Here is a 3360-nt window from a genome sequence, read left to right as displayed (position 1 = left end):
TTCGACTACTGGGGCATCCCTTTTCAATTGCGGACTGAAACAGAAAAGCTGATAAATGATTTGAAGCGGTGAGTATGCCGTTCTCACATGGACCATCAGGACGACTGCCCACTCCAAACATAGCGAATCTCGAGAGACAGCAGAGATGCAATATCGACCTGAATGCCTCGATTACTTTCAGTTCTCCCTCTCTTCCTTCCGGCATGGACCCTCATTGCGGGACGTGATCGTTTGTTGTCGAAGGAAGAGAGGTGCAAACGCATCACCAAGATGAACAACCGAGCCGAATCTCGCGTGAAGTCTTCTGCCGGCGATCTAGAGCATTTCTTCTAAAGATGTAGAGCGAAGGCTAGCCAGGGACTAGCCTCCGCTCTTAATGACGCCGCGTATCGGCGATTGGCCGGGTGGACACGGCCACCGGTCGCGGAGCGACGTCCTTATTGCTCCATGCTTCATGCTTCAAGACACGGGATGGTTGATCCCATCCCGTGTCGTAACTGTCTCGGAAGTTAGAAGTTGTACCGCAGGGTCAGTTCAAGCACGCGGCGTCCGAACTTCACGTTCGGAACACCGTACGCCCAGTCGGTTCCCGAAGTAGCAAGGACACCTTTTGTGAAGTTCAGGTTGAGGTTGTTGGGGCTGTTCTGGTCGAACGACTTTAGTGCATGATTGAGGAAGTTCATGCCAGTGAACTTGATCTGCACGTTCTGATGCTCACTAATCCTGAGCGTACGGGAGAGCGAGAGGTCGTTCGTGAAGTAGGCCGGTCCTCGGAGATAGGGCATATGGTACGGCCCTTGACCGCCCAGAGCGGTCAACACACCGTTCCCATCGAACTGGGGCGCGGCCGGCGCGTTGAAGCACTTGGCATTGATGTATGCCCCACCGCTAAGACCGGCAGCTGGATTGCAGACGAGGTTGGGCATCAGCGTGTAATCGGGAGTACCGAGGTAGTAGGTACTGTTGATGGTGTTGTACGTGCCCAGAGCATTTGAGCCCTGCAACCCGAGATTCATCGAGAAACTCTGCGGCAGTGGAGCGCCGCTCTGGAGGGTATCGATGCCGGAGACCATCCAGCCGTTGAGTACCGCTGCTTTGAGTTTGTTGTTCTGGAAGCGGTTGCCTAGCTCGTAGGCCCATGACACGTTGAAGGCATGCGTGCGGTCCTGACCCAGAAGGCCGTAATCATTTTGAATATTGATGGGATCCGCGGTCCCGCTGGTGCCCAGGGTTTTCGACAACGTGTAGTTGAGATTGAAGGTCAGGGCGCCTTGTTGCTTGAGCCATGAGGCCTGCAGAGCGTTGTAGTTTGCCCAGGCACCATGCCGGATCAGATTCATTGACGTGTAGTGAGTAAGTGGACGGTAGTCCTGCAACACGGTGCCGGTAATTTTGTCGATCGGAAACCGCTTGCCGTAGTCCGCGGACTCGGGGTTCGGGTCCGATTTCAGGAACGCGCCAATTGGAATCTTGTTGACGTCCGCCAGATTATTGATCAAATCCGAGCTCTGGCTGCCAGAGTAAGTAAGCTCCAGTATCGACTTCCCAATCAACTGCTGTGAAACGGTGAAGTTGTACGTGTAGGTATGCGGCTCGACGTGATCGTTGGGGTCAACTGCCGAACCGGAGGTCAGGCCGCCGAGTGTATTGGCGCACGCAACGTTTGTGCCAGCATCGACCCGAGAGAGAAATGTAGGTGTCCTCAGGCTGCACTGGGTGCCACCCTGCGCCATGCTGGTTCCTGAAGAACCACCCAGGCCGTCGCGGTAGTAATAGGTACCGAACCCTCCCCGAAAAACAGTCTTGCCATTACCACGCAGATCGAGGGCGATACCAAAACGCGGAGCGAAAAAGATCGCGTCCAGGGAACGTCCCGCCAGCGGAACAGAAGAGTCGATCGCATGCCACCGCATGCCGGGGAGCGCCGTGCCTTTGCCAAGATCGGCGTCGTACCAGGCTCGGGTCCAGGCCGAAGCTCCGTACTTACCGCTGGCGTCTTCCCATGGCAAATCGTGCGATAGGCGCAGGCCGAAGTTAATCGTGAGCCGCTTGTTTGCCTTCCATTGATCCTGACCGTAGAAGCCCCAGCCAGAACCCTTCATATCGGAGAGGGTAACAGGCAGATAAGAGAAATTGCTTGGCAGGTCTAACATGAAATCGAGGACAGGGTTGTAGGCAGAGGTAATCTGGCTTCCGCCTGGTCCGTTGAAGTCCCAGACCGGCCCATAAGCGGCGGTACCATTTGGCCCGTCCGACTGGCCGACATTTGTCCCTCTGTTTGCAGATTGCATCCAGCTGACGCCGAACTTCAGCGTGTGCGTCTTCAGTACCAGGGTGAAGTTGTCGTCGATAGAAGGCTGCCACTTTCGCTCAAAATAAGAGCCGCGGCCAGTATCCATCATCTGCGGTATCCCCATATCGTTCGTCCACCAACTATTGGCAATGCTAGGCATGATGGTGGACGTAGTGGGGGAGGTATACGGATAGTTCAACGCTTTTCTATCCACCGCCTTTGAATTCGAGAAGGTGATGGGATCGTACAGGTAGCTCAACCCCGCGATAAACTCGTTCGTCATGGTCGGGGTAAAGACCTTGACGAAGTTACCCGAGATCGTCCGCGAAGTCGCTGAAGTGGCCGGACCGCCCGGAGTGTCGATCGAATCGGCGGGAATCCACCACCGCTGCACGGGCGAGCCGTAGAGCTCGTGCTGCTGATTGAAGCTGACATACAGTTTGGTGTTGTCGCTGAGATTGTAATCCGTCTTCGCGTGGAACATGTAGCCATTGTTGGTATTGATCAACGGCTTCACCCAGTTATAGTCCGCGGCAGAGGTGGGAGTGTGATTCGGCGCGGGAATCATCTTCATCAAAGCCTGAGCCCCCGGTGCGAGATAAGCCGAAACATCGCTGTTCTTGATGCCGCCGACGTAGCCGTTCGCAGTATCGATTTCGGTGATTGGTTGGCAGCGGTACTGACCGGCAACCCAGCCGGCGATGGCGCTGCACAACGCCGCGTTGTCAGGGAGAGTGGGGTCGAAGTGGCCGGCACGTTCGCTCAGCGTGGGCACCAACGCCTTAAGCAGGCCGCCGCTCGTCTGCTCGGGAAAGCTCTGGTTGTAATACTCATAGGCAGTAAAGAACACCAGCTTCTTGTGCGTAAATGGCACCGGACCGCCGATTTGACCGCCGGGATACCAATAGCGATCATTTGGTCGCTCCTGGGTCGGCGTTTGGTGTTTGTAGATCCAGTCGTTCGAGTTCATGGAGTGATCGCGGAAATGTAAGTACGCTGCCCCATGGAAAGCGCTGGAACCCAATTTGCCAACGGCCGAAACCACGACCGGACCGGTGGTGCTGTCC

1 protein-coding gene is annotated in these 3360 nt (G+C 55.8%); it reads right to left on the bottom strand.

Annotation, left to right across the window (positions count from 1 at the left end):
• Positions 1-509: 509 nt before the first annotated feature.
• Positions 510-3360: hypothetical protein (locus AB4043_RS19390; RefSeq protein ID WP_442307821.1), on the bottom strand; the 2851-nt coding region annotated here is incomplete at its 5' end.

The sequence above is a fragment of the Terriglobus sp. YAF25 genome (assembly GCF_052113305.1).
Lineage (GTDB): Bacteria > Acidobacteriota > Terriglobia > Terriglobales > Acidobacteriaceae > Terriglobus.
Note: the sequence above shows the minus strand (reverse complement) of the source record. Positions and strands in the feature narration are given on the sequence as shown.